Origin of the sequence: Streptomyces sp. Z26, from assembly GCF_003665095.1 — a bacterium.
GTDB lineage: Bacteria > Actinomycetota > Actinomycetes > Streptomycetales > Streptomycetaceae > Streptomyces > Streptomyces phytohabitans.
The window spans coordinates 402,394-417,236 of sequence record NZ_RCHV01000002.1; the positions used below are offsets into that span (position 1 = coordinate 402,394).

Consider the following 14,843-nt stretch of genomic DNA (forward strand, 5'->3'; position numbering starts at 1 on the left):
GCCACGGTTCGCGCGCGACCGGACTCGGGAGGGTTCCGGGCGGTCAGTCGCGAACACCCGAAAGGAGGAAAACGACCGTGCGTTCGCTCTCCGACCAGTCCTCGGTGTCCAGTTCGACGGACTGGAGGAGGGCGCACTCGACGACGTAGCCGCCCTCCGCGAGCACCCGTGCGGCCGCCTCCGCCTCGTCCCGGGTGGCGGCGTGCGTGACGACGCGTTCGGGGCGGCGGTCGGCCACGGCGGCGAGCGTACGGAGTCCGCCGCCCCCGACGCGTACGACGTCCGGCTCGGGCAGGTCCTCCAACACGTGCGGCGCCGCGCCGTTGACGACCTGGAGCTGCACGCCGAGGCGGTCCGCGGCGGCGGTCGTACGGGCGCACGCGTCCACGTCGCGGTCGACCGCGATGACGGCCGCCCCGAACGACGCCGCCTCGGCGGCCACGGCGCCGCTGCCGGACCCGATGTCCCAGACCAGGTCGCCGATACGGGGGCCGAGGCGGGCGAGTTGGGCGGCGCGCAGCTGTACGGACTCGCGGGAGCGGGGGCGCGCGGGCGGCTCCGCGTACGCGGTGAGCGGCTGCGCCCACCCGCGCGGGACGTGCGGGCGGCCCGTGTCGTGCCCGGCGATCCAGGCGGGCGACTGCCGCTGCCCGGGGGCGCCGGTCGCGGCGGCGCCCGTGCGGCCGCCGATCACGATGACGATGTTGGGGTCGCGCCAGGTGTGGTCGGCCACCTTGTCGGAGGTGAGGACGGTGACCTCCTCCCGGTCGGTGCCCATCGCCTCGCAGATGACGAACGTACGGTGCACCCCGGCCAGCAGCAGGGCCAGTTCGGGCGGTCCGGCGCCCGGGGAGGTGAGGACGGCGACCTTGGCGTGGGCGCGGCACACGTTGACGACGCGGCGGAGCGTACGGGTGTGGGCGACGACGACCTGCGCGTCGTCCCACGGCATCCCGGCGCGCGCGAAGGCCGCGGCGACGCCGGACACGGCGGGCACCACCTCGACCTCCAGCCCGAACTCCGGGTCGCGCAGGGTCCGTACGACGCCGAAGAAGCCGGGGTCGCCGTCGGCCAGCACCACGGCGGAGCCCCGGTGCCCGGCGATCCGGCGGGCGGCGAGGGCGACGCTGCCGAGGCGTATCCGTTCGGCGGCGGCGGGCACCTCGGGCAGCGACAGGTGGTGGCCGGCTCCGGCCACGAGGGTGGCCGCGCCGAGGGCGGCACGGGCGGCGTCGGTCAGCGGCGTGCCGTCCCACCCGATCACGGTGACGCGGTCGGCCATCGGGGGAACTCTCCTGGTGGGTCGTCGCGGCTCGGTGCTCGGGGGAGGTCAGAGGGTACCGCGACGCGACGGGCAGGGAGCGGGCGCGGTCCGTACCGGTACGGGAACGCCGTCCCCACGGTGGGCCGGTCGCCCGCCGGGGCGGCCGACTCCCGTGCGCCGCGCGGGAGTCGGGACGCGGGGTAGGGGGACCGGCGCGCGGGGCGGCCGAGGCGTCAGTGCCAGTCGGGGTACGGGGCGTAGCCGCCCGCGTCGGCCATGCGCTCGTGGATGCCGTCGAGGTCCTCGGGCAGCAGGCTCCACACGATCAGGTCCGTACGGATCTCCGCCCAGCCGCCGCCCTCGACGCGGGACCGCGTGATCCAGGCGTTCCGCAGCACGCCCTCGCTGATGCAGCCGAGCTTCTGCGCGACCTGCTGCGCGGCGGTGTTGTCGGCGGCGGTGCGCAGCTCCAGCCGTTCGAACTTCTGCGCCTGGAACAGCCATTGGACGGCGGCGAGCACCGACTCGGAGGCGTAGCCCTCGCCGCGGGCCCAGGGCGCGGTGACGTACGACAGCTCGCTGGTGAGGAGGTGCCAGTCGGTGTTCTTCAACTGCACGGAGCCGACGAGCCGTTGGGTGAGGAACTCGGTGACGGCGAAGACGATGCCCCGCCCCGCCGTACGCTCCGCCGGGGCACGCCGCCTGATCCAGTCCCGCGCGTCGGCCTCGGTGTAGGGGGTGGGCACCGAGGTCCACACGGCGACCAGTTCGTCGTTCATCATCTCGACGAAGGCGGGCAGGTCCGCCTCCTCCAACGGGCGCAGCACGAGCCGGTCCGTACTGATCGAAACGTCCGGAAAGGTCGAGGTCATGCGCCGCTCCATGCAGATGGCTTGGGGGTCCGGGGCCGTGGCTCGGAAGCTTGCAGCAGTGCACAGCATGCAGCATGGATCTGCCGATGTGCAGCGCCGGGCCCTGATCGTGACCGCGACTCCGCTCGACGAATCGACATGTCGATGACCTCGACGGACCGGCGTACGGGGTGCCGCGCTCGCACCCCTGCGGGGGTTCCCGCACGGTTTGTCCGCCCTGTTCGAGTGCGACGGCACGGCGGCGCCGACCGGGCCGTCCGCCAGGGGGCGTCAGTCCCCGGTGTGGATCTCCACGCCGTCCGCCGTCAGCCGCACCGAGACACCCGACAGGTCGGTGACGACCGCGTCGGCCCGCAGTTGCTCACGCGCGTGCGTCGTGGTGAGGGCCACCGCGCGCATCCCGGCCGCGCGCGCGGCGGCGAGACCGGCGGGCGCGTCCTCGAAGACGACGCAACGGTCCGGCGCCACGCCGAGCTTCCGGGCCGCGAGCAGGAACGGCTCGGGGTCGGGCTTCCCCCGTACGACGTCCTCCGCCGCGACCACCAACGGCGGTTCCACGCCCACCTCGCGCAACCGCGCCTCGGCCAGCGGCCGGGCGGCGGAGGTGACGACCGCCCAACGGGCGGGTACGGCGCCGGGTGCGGGCGGCGCGGACAGCGCCGCGACGAGCGCGGCGGTACCGGGCAGGAGCACCACTCCTCCCCCGGCGACGTCCTCCACCTCCAGCTGCTCGATACGGCGGCGGGCGCCGGGCACCTCGGCGGCGGGCAGCAGGTCCGCGATGATCTCCCCGGCCGTACGACCGTGCAGCTCGACGCGGGCGAAGTCCTCCGCCGGGACGCCGTACTCACCCGCCCAGCGCGTCCAGCAGCGCACCACGGACTCCATGGACGACAGGAGAGTCCCGTCGTTGTCGAACAGCAGGGCGTCGGCGGAGAGCATCATGCGACGCACCCTACGGGCCGCCGGGGGCCGGACGCTGTGAGCTGCCTCGCCCCAGGTGGTGTCCGGGCGGTCCTCTCGGGCTCGCGACGACGGCCACGGCACCTCGCCGCGTTGTCGGCTTCACCCGTGTACGCCCCGGTACGAGGGCGAACCTCCGCCTTGCGCCGCACCGCGTCCGACGCCGCGAGCCACCCCTCAAGGGCGACCCGGACACCACCTAGACTCGGCGCATGCTCACCCCGCTGACGGTCGCGCTCGCCGTGGCCGCGCTCGCCCTGGCCGCCTGGTGCGGTCACGCGGCCTACCGCGACCAGCCCACCAAGGACTGGCACTTCGCCGGTATGGCCGTGGTGACGGCGCTCTCGGTGCTGCAACTGGTCGTCGGGGTCGTGCGGTTGGCGCGTGGCGAGGAGCCCGCGGACAGCACGGTGATCTTCGTCTCGTACCTGGTCGGCGTCGTCTGCTGCATGCCGGCGGTCGGACTGCTGTCGCTGTCGGAACGCACCCGGTGGGGCTCCCTGACGGTGGTCGCGGGCGCGGTCGTGCTGGCGGTGCTCCAGGTGCGGCTCTACGACATCTGGGAGGGCGTCGGTGCCTGAGCGGAACGGCGACACGGACGGCTCGACCGGCACGGCCCGAGCGGCCGGAACGACCGGCGACGGGGGTCGGCGGCTGGCGAGCGGCCCCGGGCGGCTGCTCGTCACGCTGTACGGCATCTTCACCGTCGGTGCCGCGTCCCGCTCGCTCTACCAGCTCTCGACGCGCTTCGACGAGGCGCCGCTCGCGTACGTGCTGTCGGCGGTGGCCGCCGTGGTGTACGCCTTCATCACCGTCGCGCTCGTGCGCGGCGGCGAGGGCGCGCGCCGGGCCGCGCTCGCCTGCTGCGGCGCCGAGCTGCTCGGCGTGCTGACGGTCGGTACGTGGACGCTGGTGGAACCGTCGGCGTTCCCGGACGCGACCGTGTGGTCGGACTACGGGATGGGGTACCTGTTCATCCCGCTGGTGCTGCCCGTCACCGGGCTGCTGTGGCTGCGCCGCCAGCCGACGGACGGCAGCGAACGTACGGACACCACCAGCCGTACGGGCACCACCGGCCGTACGGACGGAACGGGCCCGGCCGGGCGCTGAGGCCACCGGAACGGGCCCGTCCGGCGGCCCGCGCGCCTCACGCGGTGGTCGTGTACGCCTGCGCGCCCGCTTCCTTCTCCATCGTCACCACCGTGATCCGGTCCCCCGCGTCCAGCGCGGTGCCGACCGGCGCGTAGCCGTTCTTGCGGTACAGCCGGAGGCTGACCTCGCTGCGGTGGCCGGTGAACAGCCGGTAGCGCGTGGCGGCCCGCTCGGCGAGCAGCCGCTCCTCGATCCGGGCGAGGAGCCGCCCGCCCAAGCCGTGGCGGCGCATGCGCGGGTGGACGCAGAGCTTGCTGATGCGTGCCGTGGAGTCCGCGTCGACGCTGGCCCGTACGGAGCCGATGACCTCGTCACCGAGCCGCGCCACGACCACGTACCCGGTGGCCAGCTCGGCGCGCAGCTGCTCCAGGGTCTGGGTGAGGGGCTCGATGCGGTAGTCGCCGTACAGCTCCGCCTCCGACTGGTAGCAGAGGTACTGAAGTTTGAGGATCTGCTCGGCGTCGTCCTCGACCGCCGTAGAGATGGTCACGCTCATGCCCATGCGCGTATGCCTCCCCTGTTCCGTGTGCGCCCGGACGTGCGGGAATGCGAGGGGTGCGCGTCCAGGCGTCCGCCCTGCTGACGCCGTGTGCTTACCGCACCATTCCCCGGAGTCCAGCCGCCGCAACCTCCGCCGGTCCGGTGGGGGCCCGGCTGTGAGATTCCCGACCCGCGGCGGCGGGCCGCGACCGGCCGGGTGACCAGGGCCGTGACCGCCGTACGCGCGTGCCGGGCGCCCGTGGAGGACGCCCGGCACGCGCGGGGCACACGTCAGGTGCGCGCGTCAGGGGCGCGCGCGGGGCCGGGCGTCAGCGCGCGCGGAAGTCGGCCGCGGCGAGCAGCGCCGTGTCCGGGTTGTCGGAGAAGATCGCGTCGATGCCCGTCGCGAACCACGTGCGCAGCGCGCCGAAGACGTCCCCGTAGGCGTACGGGTCGCTGCCGCGGCGGAAGTCCAGCGGCAGGAACGTGTTCTCGTTCCGCATCGTGTACGGGTGCAGCACCAGGTGCTTCGCGTGGGCGTCGCGCACCAGGGTGGTCGGTTCACCGAGGCTGCCGTCCGCGTTCCTCGGGATGATCAGGTCGAGGGTCGGCCCGATGCCCTTCGCGAAGCGCGCCATCCAGGCGAGCCCCTCGGGCTTGACCAGGTCCGCGACGGTGCGCGGGTCGCCCGCCTCGACGAAGTCCCACGGCCGGGTGTCGGCGGCGTCCAGCAGGACGACGCCGGGGCAGTCGACGAGGCGGCTCAGCCGCTCGATGCTGCCGGGCTCGAAGGACTGCACGAAGTTCGGCGCGTGCGCGCGGTCGCGGCCGTACTTGCGCAGCAGCCGGGCCAGCGGCTTCTCCAGGCCGAGGCCGAGGCCGCGGAAGTAGCTGGGGTGCTTGGTCTCGATGTGCAGCCACACCGGGCGGCCCCGCTCGCGGCCCTTTCGGTCGGCCCAGCGCAGCACCTCCTCGAAGGTGGGGATCTCCCAGCGGCCGTCGTAGACCGTGTTGCGCTGGCGCTCCTTCGGCAGCCGCTCCACGGCGCGGAGGGTCTTCAGCTCCGCGAGGGTGAAGTCCTCGCTGAACCAGCCCGTGAGGTCGATCCCGTCGACCTTCTTGGTGGTCTTCCGGGCGGCGAACTCGGGGTGGTCCGCGACGTCCGTCGTGCCGGTGATGTCGTTCTCGTGGCGGCAGACGAGGTGGCCGTCCTTCGTCGGGACGAGGTCCTGCTCGATGATGTCGGCGCCCATGGCGAGGGCGAGTTCGTACGAGCCGAGCGTGTGCTCCGGCCGGTAGCCGCTGGCACCGCGGTGCGCGACGACAGCCGGTACCGGCAGGCGCGTACGGGCGGACGCCTCCGAGTCGGCCGCCCCTGCCCGGGTCCCCGTACGGTCCGCCGCGCGCGCCGCGCCCGCCGGGCCGAGCGCCGCCGCTCCCGCGCCCAGCGCCGCCGCCGCGCCCAACAGCGTTCTGCGGCCCGGCCGCTGCTCCTGTGCCATGCGTACTCCTCAGCTCGTGGCGTGGGCCCGCCGACGCGGGTCCACCGGACCGGCCCGGACGGGCCCGCGCCTGAAAGACGACGCGCCGATCGTAGGTGCGCGGGCCTTTCCTGTGGGAGACACCGGGCGGAACATGGGAGAAACACACGTGAAGGACACTCGTTCCGTGCAAGAGGTGCGAAACACCCGCCGTGGGGGCACCCGTGGACCGGCGAGTATCGTCCTCACCTGCGCAGGCGCGCGTTCGACCAGCTACGACGGAGGGTCAGTTGTCCCGTTTTCTGTTGATCAAGGCATTGTTCGGCTCGCTGCTGCGCGTGCTGTTCCGCCCGCGGGTCGACGGGGCGGACCACATTCCGCGTACGGGGCCGGTGATCCTCGCGGGCAACCATCTGACGTTCATCGACTCGGTGATCCTGCCGATGGTCGCCGGGCGTCAGGTGTTCTTCATCGGCAAGGACGAGTACGTGACCAGCAAGGGCGTGAAGGGCCGTCTGATGGCGTGGTTCTTCACCGGTGTCGGCATGATCCCCGTGGACCGCGACGGCGGACGCGGCGGTGTGGCCGCGCTGATGACGGGCCGTCGCGTGCTGGACGAGGGCAAGGTCTTCGGCATCTACCCGGAGGGCACCCGCTCCCCCGACGGCCGCCTGTACCGGGGCCGTACGGGCATCGCGCGGCTCGCGCTGATGACGGGCGCGCCGGTGGTGCCGTTCGCGATGATCGGCACCGACGAGGTGCAGCCCGGCGGGCGCGGTCTGCCGCGCTTCGGGCGCAGCCACCGCATCTCGGTGCGGTTCGGTGAGCCGCTGGACTTCTCCCGCTACGAGGGCATGGACCGCGACCGGTACGTGCTGCGGGCGGTGACCGACGAGGTGATGAGCGACGTGATGCGGCTGTCAGGGCAGGAGTACGTGGACATGTACGCCACGAAGGCGAAGGCGGCGTAACCGCGCGGCGGACACTGCGGAGCCGCCGGACCCTCCCGGGTCCGGCGGCTCCGTCGTGTCGTGCGGTGCTGCGGTCAGGCGGGCCAGTCGCCGGTCACCCGGCGGACGCCGACGGCGCCGCCACGGGTGAGCGCCGCCCGGAGGACGCCGGTGAGAGCGCCCTGCACGGCGGCGACGGCGAGGATCTCGTACAGCCGACGGTCCTCGTCACCGGGGTCGGGCGCCCCGTCCTTCCCGGACGTCGCGGCCTGCCACGCCTTCTGGAGCAGGGTGCCCGCCACGACACCGCTGCTGAGCAGCGCCACCGCGCTGACGGCCTTGTACGCGTATGCTCCGCCGCTGCCGCTCATCGCTTACCGACCGCCCGTACGCGCCGCGCCGTACGCTCCACGGGTCCGCGTCGTCCGGCGACCCGTCGCGCCTGCTTCCGTGCGGCCTTCAGCTGCTTCGCGGCGGCCTTCGTGTGGCCCTTGGCCCGCGTCTTGGCCGCCTTGCTCCGCGCCTTCGCCGCCTTGGCCCTGGCCGTGGACGCGGCGGTGTGCACGGGGCGGGTGTCGATCGGGCCGATCCTGCGGCCGACCTGGGCGGCGCGCCGCTTCCTTACGAGGAGGACGGCCGCCACGGCGGCGCCCACCGCCGCCGCGAGCCCGGCCCACTGACCGGCGCGCGGGCGCACCTGCTCGGTCGTGCCGGCCACGTCCCCGTCGCGCGGGGCGTCGTCCGGACCCTCCCCGGTCGTACCGTCCGCGTGCGCGGTGCCGGTGCGTCCGGCGGAGCCGGGCAGGCGGTCGGTGGGCAGCGCCTTCAGCACGCCGTCCCGGCCGTCGCGGGCCCGCGCCCTGAGGCGCGCCGTCTTCTCCTTGGCCGTCGCCTTGACGTCCGCCTTGCGGGCCAGCTCCGAGACCGTGTCGGCCAGTTCCTCACGGGCGTGCTCCACCTGGGCCCTCAGCTCCTGCGGGCTGTTGGCCCGGCTGTCCGCCTTGGCTTCGCGGGTCATCGATGGGCCCCTTCCTTGATCGCCTGTACGTCGGCTTTCACACTGTCGATGGTCTGTTCCGGCGCGGGCGGGGTGGCCTGTCCGAACTCCTTCTTGCCGACCAGGGAGAGCACAGCCGCCACCAGCAGCAGCACCACTCCGACGATCAGCGCGGACGCCCAGACCGGCAGGTGCAGCGCGAGCGCCGCCACGGCCGCGCCCACCAGCGCCTGGAGCGCCAGGAAGGCGGCCAGTCCGGCGCCGCCGAACATGCCGGCACCCAGCCCGGCCCGCTTGCCCTTCTCCTTCATCTCGGCCTGCGCGAGCTGCATCTCGCCGCGGACGATCTCGGAGAGCTGCTCCGACGCCCGGGCCACCAGCTCACCGACGGACGCCTCGGCGTCCCCGCCGCCGTGCGCGCGGCCCGTACCGCGATCCGCCACCAGCGCCGCCGTGTGCTTCTCCGCTCCGGTCATGCGGGTGCCTCCCTTCCGCTCCGACCGACCGCGTTCCCCGGAGCCGCCGGGTCATTCCCCCGGGTTCTCCGCGGTGTCCGCGAGCCGCTGCCCGCGCAGCAGCCGCCAGGACAGGGCCGCCGCGGCGAGCAGCACGGCCGCGCCCACGCCCGCACCGGCGCGCAGCCCTTCGGTGAACGTCTCGCGGGCGGCGCCCAGGAGGGCCTCGCCCTCCGCGCCCGGTACGCCGTGGGCCGCCTCGACCGCGCCGCCCAGCGACTCGCGGGCCTCGTCGGCGGCGGCCTCGGGGACCCCGGCGGGGGTGGCGAAGCCGCGGTAGAGGCCGGTGACGACGGAGCCGAGCAGCGCGATGCCGAGCGCGGCCCCCAGCTCGTACGCCGTCTCGGACACGGCCGAGGCGGCGCCCGCCTGCTCCTCGGGGACGCTGGAGAGGATCACGTCGGCCGTCACCGTGAACGACAGCCCGGCACCGGCGCCGAGGACCAGCAGCAGCGGGCCGAGCAGCCAGTAGCTCGCCGACACGTCCAGCAGCAGGCACCCGGCCAGCGCCAGCCCGACGGCGGCCAGACCGCCGCAGACGGCGCCGCGCACGGACGTACGGCGGGCCACCCGGCCCGCGGCCAGACCCGCGGCGATCGCGCCCAGCGCGGCGGGCAGTTCGGCCAGCCCGGCCTGGAGGGGCGTGCGCTGCTGCACCATCTGGAGGAACTGGGAGAGGAAGAACACCAGCCCGGACAGCCCGAGGATCGTCAGCAGGTCCGCGAGGACCGCGCCGGAGAACCCGCGGTGCCGGAAGAGGCGCATGTCCAACAGGGGTGAGGACAGTCGGAGTTGGCGCCGTACGAACGCGGTGAGCGCGCCCGCGCCCACGGCCGCCGCGGCGGCCGTCACCGGGCCGGGGCCGTGGACGGCGGTCTCCTTCACGGCGTAGACGGCGGCGACGAGGCCGGTCATGGACAGCAGCACGCTCGGCAGGTCCCACGGGCCGGGGTGCGGGGTGCGGGACTCCGGCAGCAGGCGGGCGCCGACGACCACGAGGACCGCCATGACGGGGAGGTTGATCAGGAAGACGGAGCCCCACCAGAAGTGCTCCAGCAGCAGCCCGCCGAGCACGGGCCCCACGGCGGCCCCGGCCGAGGCGGTGGCACCCCAGACGCCGACGGCGAGGCTGCGTTCACGCGGGTCGGGGAAGAGGTTCCGGATGAGCGCGAGGGTGGCGGGCATCAGGGTCGCGCCCGCGACGCCGAGCAGGGCCCGCCACACGATCATGGCCTCGGCGCTGTGCGCGTACGCGGTCAGGGCGGACACCGCGCCGAAAGCGACCGAGCCGGTGAGCAGCAGCCGTTTGCGACCGACGCGGTCACCGAGGGAGCCCATGGAGACGAGCAGGCCCGCGATGACGAACGAGTAGACGTCCCCGATCCACAGCAGCTGCGTGCCGGAGGGGCGCAGGTCCTCGCTGAGGTACGGGGTGGCCAGGCCGAGGACGGTGGCGTCCACGCCGACCAGCAGGACCGCCAGCACCAGTACGGAGAGCGCGAGCCAGCGCTGCTGGGCGGGTGGCGCGGGCGCGGCGGCCGGGGCCGCGCCGGGTGCGGCGCCGGTCACTCCGGGCTCCGCAGGGCGCCGCCGAGCAGCAGTTCGGCGGTCATGCGGCCAGCGTCGCGGGCGGCGGTCCGGCCCTCCTGCACGGACCACGCGGAGGCGGAGAGGAGGGCGTAGAGGGCGTCGGTGAGCCAGGCCGAGGTGAGGTCGAGCCGGAAGGCGCCCGCCTCCTGGCCGCGCCGGAACAGCGCGTCGATCCGCTCGTCGACGCGCGCCCAGCCCTCGTTCACGCCGTCGGGCTCGAACAGCTGGTTCTCGGTGATGAGGAAGCCGAGGAAGCCCGCGAGGGGCCGGGCTTCGGTCAGTACGCGGCGCAGCGCCTCGACGGGGTCGCCCTCGTCGGGCCGGGCCGCGTCCAGTGCCTCGGCGAACTGCCGCAGGCCCAGCTCCTCCAGCGACCGTACGAGCGCGTCCCGCCCGGCGAAGCGGCGGTGCAGGGTGGCGCGGCTGATGCCCGCCGCGCGCGCGATCTCGTCCATCGAGGAGGTGGGCTTACGGGTCAGCTGGCGCGCGGCGGCGTGCAGGACGGCGTCGTGTCGGTCGCTCATGAGACGAGAGTAACCCAGGTGAGACATGAACGTCTCAGTCGGGCCACTCCCGCCTCACGGGCCGTACGGTCACCGCGTCGCCGCGTCCGCCCACTCCCGCTGCCGCACCAGGTCGGCCGTGACCTCCGCCAGCTGCACGGCGACGGCCGACGGCGCGGTGCCGCCGCGCCCGTCGCGCGCGGCCAGCGCGCCGTGCACGTCGAGCACGGCGCGCACCTCGGGCGTCAGATGCGGCGAGATCTTCGCGAACTGCTCGTCGGTCAGCTGGTCCAGCTCGATGCCGCCCGCCTCGCAGACCTTCACGCACTCCCCCGCGATCTCGTGCGCGTCGCGGAACGGGACACCCCGCTTCACCAGCCACTCCGCCACGTCCGTGGCGAGCGAGAACCCGGCCGGGGCCAGCTCCTCCATCCGCTCCCGGTTGACGGTGAGCGTCGCGACCATGCCGGTGAACGCGGGCAGCAGCACCTCCAGTTGGTCGCAGGAGTCGAACACCGGCTCCTTGTCCTCCTGGAGGTCGCGGTTGTACGCGAGCGGCAGCGCCTTGAGGGTGGCGAGCAGGCCGGTGAGGTTGCCGATGAGGCGGCCCGACTTGCCGCGCGCCAGCTCGGCGATGTCCGGGTTCTTCTTCTGCGGCATGATCGACGAGCCGGTGGAGAACGCGTCGTGGAGGGTCACGAAGGAGAACTCCTTCGTGTTCCAGATGATGATCTCCTCCGCCAGCTTCGACACGTCCACGCCCACCATCGCCGTGATGAACGCGAACTCCGCGACGAAGTCCCGCGCCGCCGTCCCGTCGATGGAGTTGGCCGCGGAGCCCCGCCCGAAGCCCAGCTCCCGCGCGACGGCCTCCGGGTCCAGCCCGAGCGAGGAACCGGCGAGCGCCCCGGACCCGTACGGCGAGACGGCCGTGCGCTCGTCCCACTGCCGCAGCCGTTCCGCGTCGCGGGAGAGGGCCTGCGCGTGGGCGAGGACGTGGTGCGCGAAGAGGACGGGCTGGGCGTGCTGGAGGTGCGTACGGCCCGGCATGGCCACGTCGCCGTGGGCGCGGGCGAGTCCGGCCAGGGCCTCCTGGAGGTCCGCGAGGAGGCCGCCGAGGATCCGGGCGTGGTCCCGCAGGTACATCCGGAAGAGGGTCGCCACCTGGTCGTTGCGGGACCGGCCCGCGCGCAGCTTGCCGCCGAGTTCGAGGCCGAGGCGCTCCAGCAGGCCGCGTTCGAGGGCGGTGTGCACGTCCTCGTCGGCGACGGTGCCGGTGAACGTGCCGTCGGCGACGTCCGCCTCCAGCCGGTCCAACCCGTCGAGCATCCGCGCCAGTTCGTCCGCGGTGAGCAGACCGGCGGTGTGCAGCACGCGGGCGTGGGCGCGGGAGCCCGCGATGTCGTACGGGGCCAGCCGCCAGTCGAAGTGCACCGAGGCGGACAGGCGGGCCAGCGCCTCGGACGGGCCGTCCGCGAACCGGCCGCCCCACAGCCGTACGTCCTGGCCGTCCCCGGCCCCGGCGCCGTCGGGGCCCTCTGCGGCGGCCGTGCCCTGCTGCGGTCCGTTGCTCATCGCTTGCGCTGCTCCTCGCTGGCGTGGGGAAGAAGGGAATGGTGCGGGAAGGAATGGGGTGCGGGAAAAGGGCCGCCTCCCCGGCGGCGCGGTGCGTCGCGGGGAGGCGTGACGGCGGTGCCCTGCGGGCCCGTTCGCGGGGCGAACACTACTGCGCCTGGTCCCGCTTCGCGGCGATCTTCGACGACATGCCGAAGATCTCGATGAAGCCCTTCGACATGGACTGGTCGAACGTGTCGCCGCTGTCGTACGTCGCCAGGTTGAAGTCGTAGAGGGAGCTGTCGGACCGGCGACCGGTGACGACGGCGCGGCCACCGTGGAGGGTCATCCGGATCTCGCCGCTGACGTGCTCGTTCGCCTCGTCGATGAAGCCGTCCAGGGCGCGCTTGAGGGGCGAGAACCACATGCCGTCGTAGACGAGTTCGGTCCACCGCTGCTCGACCTGCCGCTTGTAGCGGGCGAGTTCGCGCTCGACGGTGACGCTCTCCAGCTCCTGGTGCGCGGCGATCAGGGCGATGCCGCCGGGCGACTCGTAGATCTCCCGGGACTTGATGCCCACGAGCCGGTCCTCGACCATGTCGATCCGGCCGACGCCCTGTGCGCCCGCCCGCTCGTTGAGCTGCTGGATGGCCTGGAGGACGCTGACGGGGCGGCCGTCGAGGGCGACGGGGACACCCTTCTCGAAGGTGACGACGACCTCGTCGGCCTCACGCGGGGTGGCCGGGTTCTGCGTGTACTCGTAGACGTCCTCGATCGGACCGTTCCAGATGTCCTCCAGGAAGCCCGTCTCGACGGCGCGACCGAAGACGTTCTGGTCGATGGAGTACGGCGACTTCTTGGACGTCGCGATCGGCAGGCCCTTCTCCTCGCAGAAGGCGATGGCCTTGTCCCGCGTCATGGCGTAGTCGCGGACGGGGGCGATGCACGTCAGGTCGGGGGCGAGGGAGGCGATGCCCGCCTCGAACCGGACCTGGTCGTTGCCCTTGCCCGTACAGCCGTGGGCGACGGTGCCGGCGCCGTGCTTGCGGGCGGCGGCGACGAGGTGCTTGACGATCGTCGGCCGGGAGAGGGCGGAGACCAGCGGGTACCGGTCCATGTAGAGGGCGTTGGCCTTGATCGCGGGGAGGCAGTACTCCTCCGCGAACTCGTCCTTGGCGTCCGCGACCTCGGCCTCGACCGCGCCACAGGCCAGCGCACGCTTGCGGATGACGTCCAGGTCCTCGCCGCCCTGGCCGACGTCCACGGCGACGGCGACGACCTCGGCCCCGGTCTCCTCGGCGATCCAGCCGATGCAGACGGATGTGTCCAGACCGCCGGAGTAGGCGAGTACGACGCGCTCGGTCACGGGGTTCTCCTTCTGAAGCATGCGCTGATAGGTATAAGTATGCACTCGTGCGTATGGCGCGTCAAACGCCCCGCGCACGGACACGTGCCGGGCCGTACGGGCGCGCACGCGGGAGCCGTACGGGCGCGCACGCGCGGGTCGTACGGGCGCGCCGGTCAGGGGCGCCGGGTGAGGAGGTCCGCGAGGACCGCCACGTGGCCGCGGTCGGTGTCCCGGGTGGCGGTCAGCAGGGTGAGCGGCCCCTCCGCGGCGCACGCGCGCAACCGCTCCAGTGCCTCGGCCGCCTCCGGCGGGGCGCCGTCCCGCCCGTCGAGTTCCGCGCGGTAGCGCGCGGAGAACTCCTCGAAGCGCGCCGGGTCGTGCCCGTACCAGCGGCGCAGCTCGGGCGAGGGCGCCACCTCCCGCAGCCACGCGTCGAGCCGCGCGCGGTCCTTCGCCATGCCGCGCGGCCAGAGCCGGTCGACGAGGACGCGGGCGCCGCCGCCGTCCTCGGGCGGGTCGTGGACGCGCCGCACCCGTACGTCGGGACGCGGGCCGCCACCTTCGCGCGAGGCCATGCCTCCAGCGTGGACCGCCCGCCCCGCCACCGCCAACCGCGCGCGACGGGCGGGACTCCGGTGGCTACCGGGCCTTCTGCGCCAGCTGGAGCAGGTGTTCCGCGAGGGCCTGGCCGCCCGTGGGGTCGCGGCTGATCAGCAGCAGCGTGTCGTCCCCGGCGATGGTGCCGATGATCTCGTGCACGCCCGCCTGGTCGATGGCCGACGCCAGGAACTGCGCGGCGCCCGGCGGCGTACGGAGCACCACCAGGTTCGCGGACGCCTCCGCCGAGATCAGCAGCTCCCCGGAGAGCCGCGCCATCCTGGCCTCGCTCGCGGACTCGCCGAGCGGCGCGCGGGGCGTACGGTCGCCGCCCTCGCCCGGTACGGCGTAGATCAGCTCGCCGACCGCGTTGCGGATCTTCACCGCGCCCAGTTCGTCGAGGTCCCGGGAGAGCGTCGCCTGGGTGACGGTCAGCTCGTCGTCCGCGAGCAGCTTGGCCAGTTGGCTCTGGGAACGGACCGGTTGGCGGTTGAGGATGTCCACGATCCGCCGGTGCCGTGCCGTACGCGTCTGGGGCACGGCCTGTCCGCTGTGCTGCTCCTCGCTCATCGTCCGT

17 protein-coding genes are annotated in these 14,843 nt (G+C 73.9%); 3 read left to right on the forward strand and 14 right to left on the reverse strand.

Annotated features, from left to right (window positions below; translation table 11 throughout):
• Positions 1-43 precede the first annotated feature (43 nt).
• The 3 genes from cbiE to D7M15_RS01865 form a co-directional block, all read right to left on the reverse strand.
• Positions 44-1,282, reverse strand: a complete 1,239-nt coding sequence (cbiE, locus tag D7M15_RS01855; RefSeq protein ID WP_121515875.1) for a precorrin-6y C5,15-methyltransferase (decarboxylating) subunit CbiE — start codon at positions 1,280-1,282, stop codon at positions 44-46.
• 215 nt (positions 1,283-1,497) lie between these two features.
• Positions 1,498-2,136, reverse strand: a complete 639-nt coding sequence (locus D7M15_RS01860) for a GNAT family N-acetyltransferase (RefSeq protein ID WP_121520095.1) — start codon at positions 2,134-2,136, stop codon at positions 1,498-1,500.
• Positions 2,137-2,406: 270 nt separating this feature from the next.
• Positions 2,407-3,081 carry an HAD-IA family hydrolase gene (locus D7M15_RS01865; protein WP_121515876.1) on the reverse strand — a complete coding sequence of 225 codons (675 nt, stop codon included), beginning with the start codon at positions 3,079-3,081 and terminating at the stop codon, positions 2,407-2,409.
• Positions 3,082-3,311: 230 nt separating this feature from the next.
• Between D7M15_RS01865 and D7M15_RS01870 the strand changes: the two genes are divergently transcribed.
• Both D7M15_RS01870 and D7M15_RS01875 read left to right on the forward strand, forming a co-directional pair.
• A complete protein-coding gene (locus D7M15_RS01870) occupies positions 3,312-3,680 on the forward strand; it encodes a hypothetical protein (protein WP_121515877.1) in 369 nt (122 codons plus the stop codon).
• Between the two features lie 73 nt (positions 3,681-3,753).
• Complete coding sequence (locus D7M15_RS01875) at positions 3,754-4,209, forward strand: hypothetical protein (RefSeq protein WP_165906347.1); 456 nt, start codon at positions 3,754-3,756, stop codon at positions 4,207-4,209.
• A 37-nt stretch (positions 4,210-4,246) separates the two neighbouring features.
• Here the strand turns inward: D7M15_RS01875 and D7M15_RS01880 are convergent, their stop codons facing one another.
• On the reverse strand, positions 4,247-4,753 hold the full coding sequence (locus D7M15_RS01880) for a GNAT family N-acetyltransferase (protein WP_121515878.1): 507 nt from the start codon (positions 4,751-4,753) through the stop codon (positions 4,247-4,249).
• A 307-nt stretch (positions 4,754-5,060) separates the two neighbouring features.
• A complete protein-coding gene (locus tag D7M15_RS01885) occupies positions 5,061-6,233 on the reverse strand; it encodes a glycerophosphodiester phosphodiesterase (protein ID WP_121515879.1) in 1,173 nt (390 codons plus the stop codon).
• Between the two features lie 269 nt (positions 6,234-6,502).
• Between D7M15_RS01885 and D7M15_RS01890 the strand changes: the two genes are divergently transcribed.
• Entirely contained in the window at positions 6,503-7,183 is a 681-nt protein-coding gene (locus D7M15_RS01890; RefSeq protein ID WP_121515880.1) for a lysophospholipid acyltransferase family protein, read from the forward strand.
• Positions 7,184-7,257: 74 nt separating this feature from the next.
• On the opposite strand, the gene D7M15_RS01895 is transcribed toward D7M15_RS01890, so the two are convergent.
• The 9 genes from D7M15_RS01895 to D7M15_RS01935 form a co-directional block, all read right to left on the reverse strand.
• On the reverse strand, positions 7,258-7,533 hold the full coding sequence (locus tag D7M15_RS01895) for a DUF4235 domain-containing protein (RefSeq protein WP_121515881.1): 276 nt from the start codon (positions 7,531-7,533) through the stop codon (positions 7,258-7,260).
• A complete protein-coding gene (locus D7M15_RS01900) occupies positions 7,530-8,180 on the reverse strand; it encodes a DUF3618 domain-containing protein (protein ID WP_121515882.1) in 651 nt (216 codons plus the stop codon). The genes D7M15_RS01895 and D7M15_RS01900 overlap by 4 nt, the downstream gene beginning before the upstream one ends.
• Positions 8,177-8,635 carry a phage holin family protein gene (locus D7M15_RS01905; protein ID WP_121515883.1) on the reverse strand — a complete coding sequence of 153 codons (459 nt, stop codon included), beginning with the start codon at positions 8,633-8,635 and terminating at the stop codon, positions 8,177-8,179. Before D7M15_RS01905 ends, D7M15_RS01900 begins: the two co-directional genes overlap by 4 nt.
• A 51-nt stretch (positions 8,636-8,686) precedes the next feature.
• Complete coding sequence (locus D7M15_RS01910; RefSeq protein ID WP_121515884.1) at positions 8,687-10,243, reverse strand: MFS transporter; 1,557 nt, start codon at positions 10,241-10,243, stop codon at positions 8,687-8,689.
• Entirely contained in the window at positions 10,240-10,788 is a 549-nt protein-coding gene (locus D7M15_RS01915; protein WP_121515885.1) for a TetR/AcrR family transcriptional regulator, read from the reverse strand. Before D7M15_RS01915 ends, D7M15_RS01910 begins: the two co-directional genes overlap by 4 nt.
• A gap of 69 nt (positions 10,789-10,857) precedes the next feature.
• A complete protein-coding gene (gene argH, locus D7M15_RS01920; protein ID WP_240649086.1) occupies positions 10,858-12,342 on the reverse strand; it encodes an argininosuccinate lyase in 1,485 nt (494 codons plus the stop codon).
• Positions 12,343-12,490: 148 nt separating this feature from the next.
• Positions 12,491-13,687, reverse strand: coding sequence for an argininosuccinate synthase (locus D7M15_RS01925; protein ID WP_121515886.1), 1,197 nt, complete (start codon positions 13,685-13,687; stop codon positions 12,491-12,493).
• Between the two features lie 155 nt (positions 13,688-13,842).
• The gene (locus tag D7M15_RS01930) at positions 13,843-14,244 is read right to left on the reverse strand and encodes a DUF488 family protein (RefSeq protein ID WP_121515887.1); all 402 of its coding nucleotides are present in this window, start codon (positions 14,242-14,244) and stop codon (positions 13,843-13,845) included.
• Positions 14,245-14,308: 64 nt separating this feature from the next.
• A complete protein-coding gene (locus tag D7M15_RS01935) occupies positions 14,309-14,836 on the reverse strand; it encodes an arginine repressor (RefSeq protein WP_121515888.1) in 528 nt (175 codons plus the stop codon).
• Positions 14,837-14,843 lie beyond the last annotated feature (7 nt).

What these genes read in the sequence shown, in the direction of transcription:
- cbiE (WP_121515875.1), bottom strand. Translation starts at nt 1,282, where the DNA reads ATGGCCGACCGCGTCACCGTGATCGGGTGGGACGGCACGCCGCTGACC.
- D7M15_RS01860 (WP_121520095.1), bottom strand. Translation starts at nt 2,136, where the DNA reads ATGACCTCGACCTTTCCGGACGTTTCGATCAGTACGGACCGGCTCGTG.
- D7M15_RS01865 (WP_121515876.1), bottom strand. Translation starts at nt 3,081, where the DNA reads ATGATGCTCTCCGCCGACGCCCTGCTGTTCGACAACGACGGGACTCTC.
- D7M15_RS01870 (WP_121515877.1), top strand. Translation starts at nt 3,312, where the DNA reads ATGCTCACCCCGCTGACGGTCGCGCTCGCCGTGGCCGCGCTCGCCCTG.
- D7M15_RS01880 (WP_121515878.1), bottom strand. Translation starts at nt 4,753, where the DNA reads ATGGGCATGAGCGTGACCATCTCTACGGCGGTCGAGGACGACGCCGAG.
- D7M15_RS01885 (WP_121515879.1), bottom strand. Translation starts at nt 6,233, where the DNA reads ATGGCACAGGAGCAGCGGCCGGGCCGCAGAACGCTGTTGGGCGCGGCG.
- D7M15_RS01895 (WP_121515881.1), bottom strand. Translation starts at nt 7,533, where the DNA reads ATGAGCGGCAGCGGCGGAGCATACGCGTACAAGGCCGTCAGCGCGGTG.
- D7M15_RS01900 (WP_121515882.1), bottom strand. Translation starts at nt 8,180, where the DNA reads ATGACCCGCGAAGCCAAGGCGGACAGCCGGGCCAACAGCCCGCAGGAG.
- D7M15_RS01905 (WP_121515883.1), bottom strand. Translation starts at nt 8,635, where the DNA reads ATGACCGGAGCGGAGAAGCACACGGCGGCGCTGGTGGCGGATCGCGGT.
- D7M15_RS01915 (WP_121515885.1), bottom strand. Translation starts at nt 10,788, where the DNA reads ATGAGCGACCGACACGACGCCGTCCTGCACGCCGCCGCGCGCCAGCTG.
- argH (WP_240649086.1), bottom strand. Translation starts at nt 12,342, where the DNA reads ATGAGCAACGGACCGCAGCAGGGCACGGCCGCCGCAGAGGGCCCCGAC.
- D7M15_RS01930 (WP_121515887.1), bottom strand. Translation starts at nt 14,244, where the DNA reads ATGGCCTCGCGCGAAGGTGGCGGCCCGCGTCCCGACGTACGGGTGCGG.
- D7M15_RS01935 (WP_121515888.1), bottom strand. Translation starts at nt 14,836, where the DNA reads ATGAGCGAGGAGCAGCACAGCGGACAGGCCGTGCCCCAGACGCGTACG.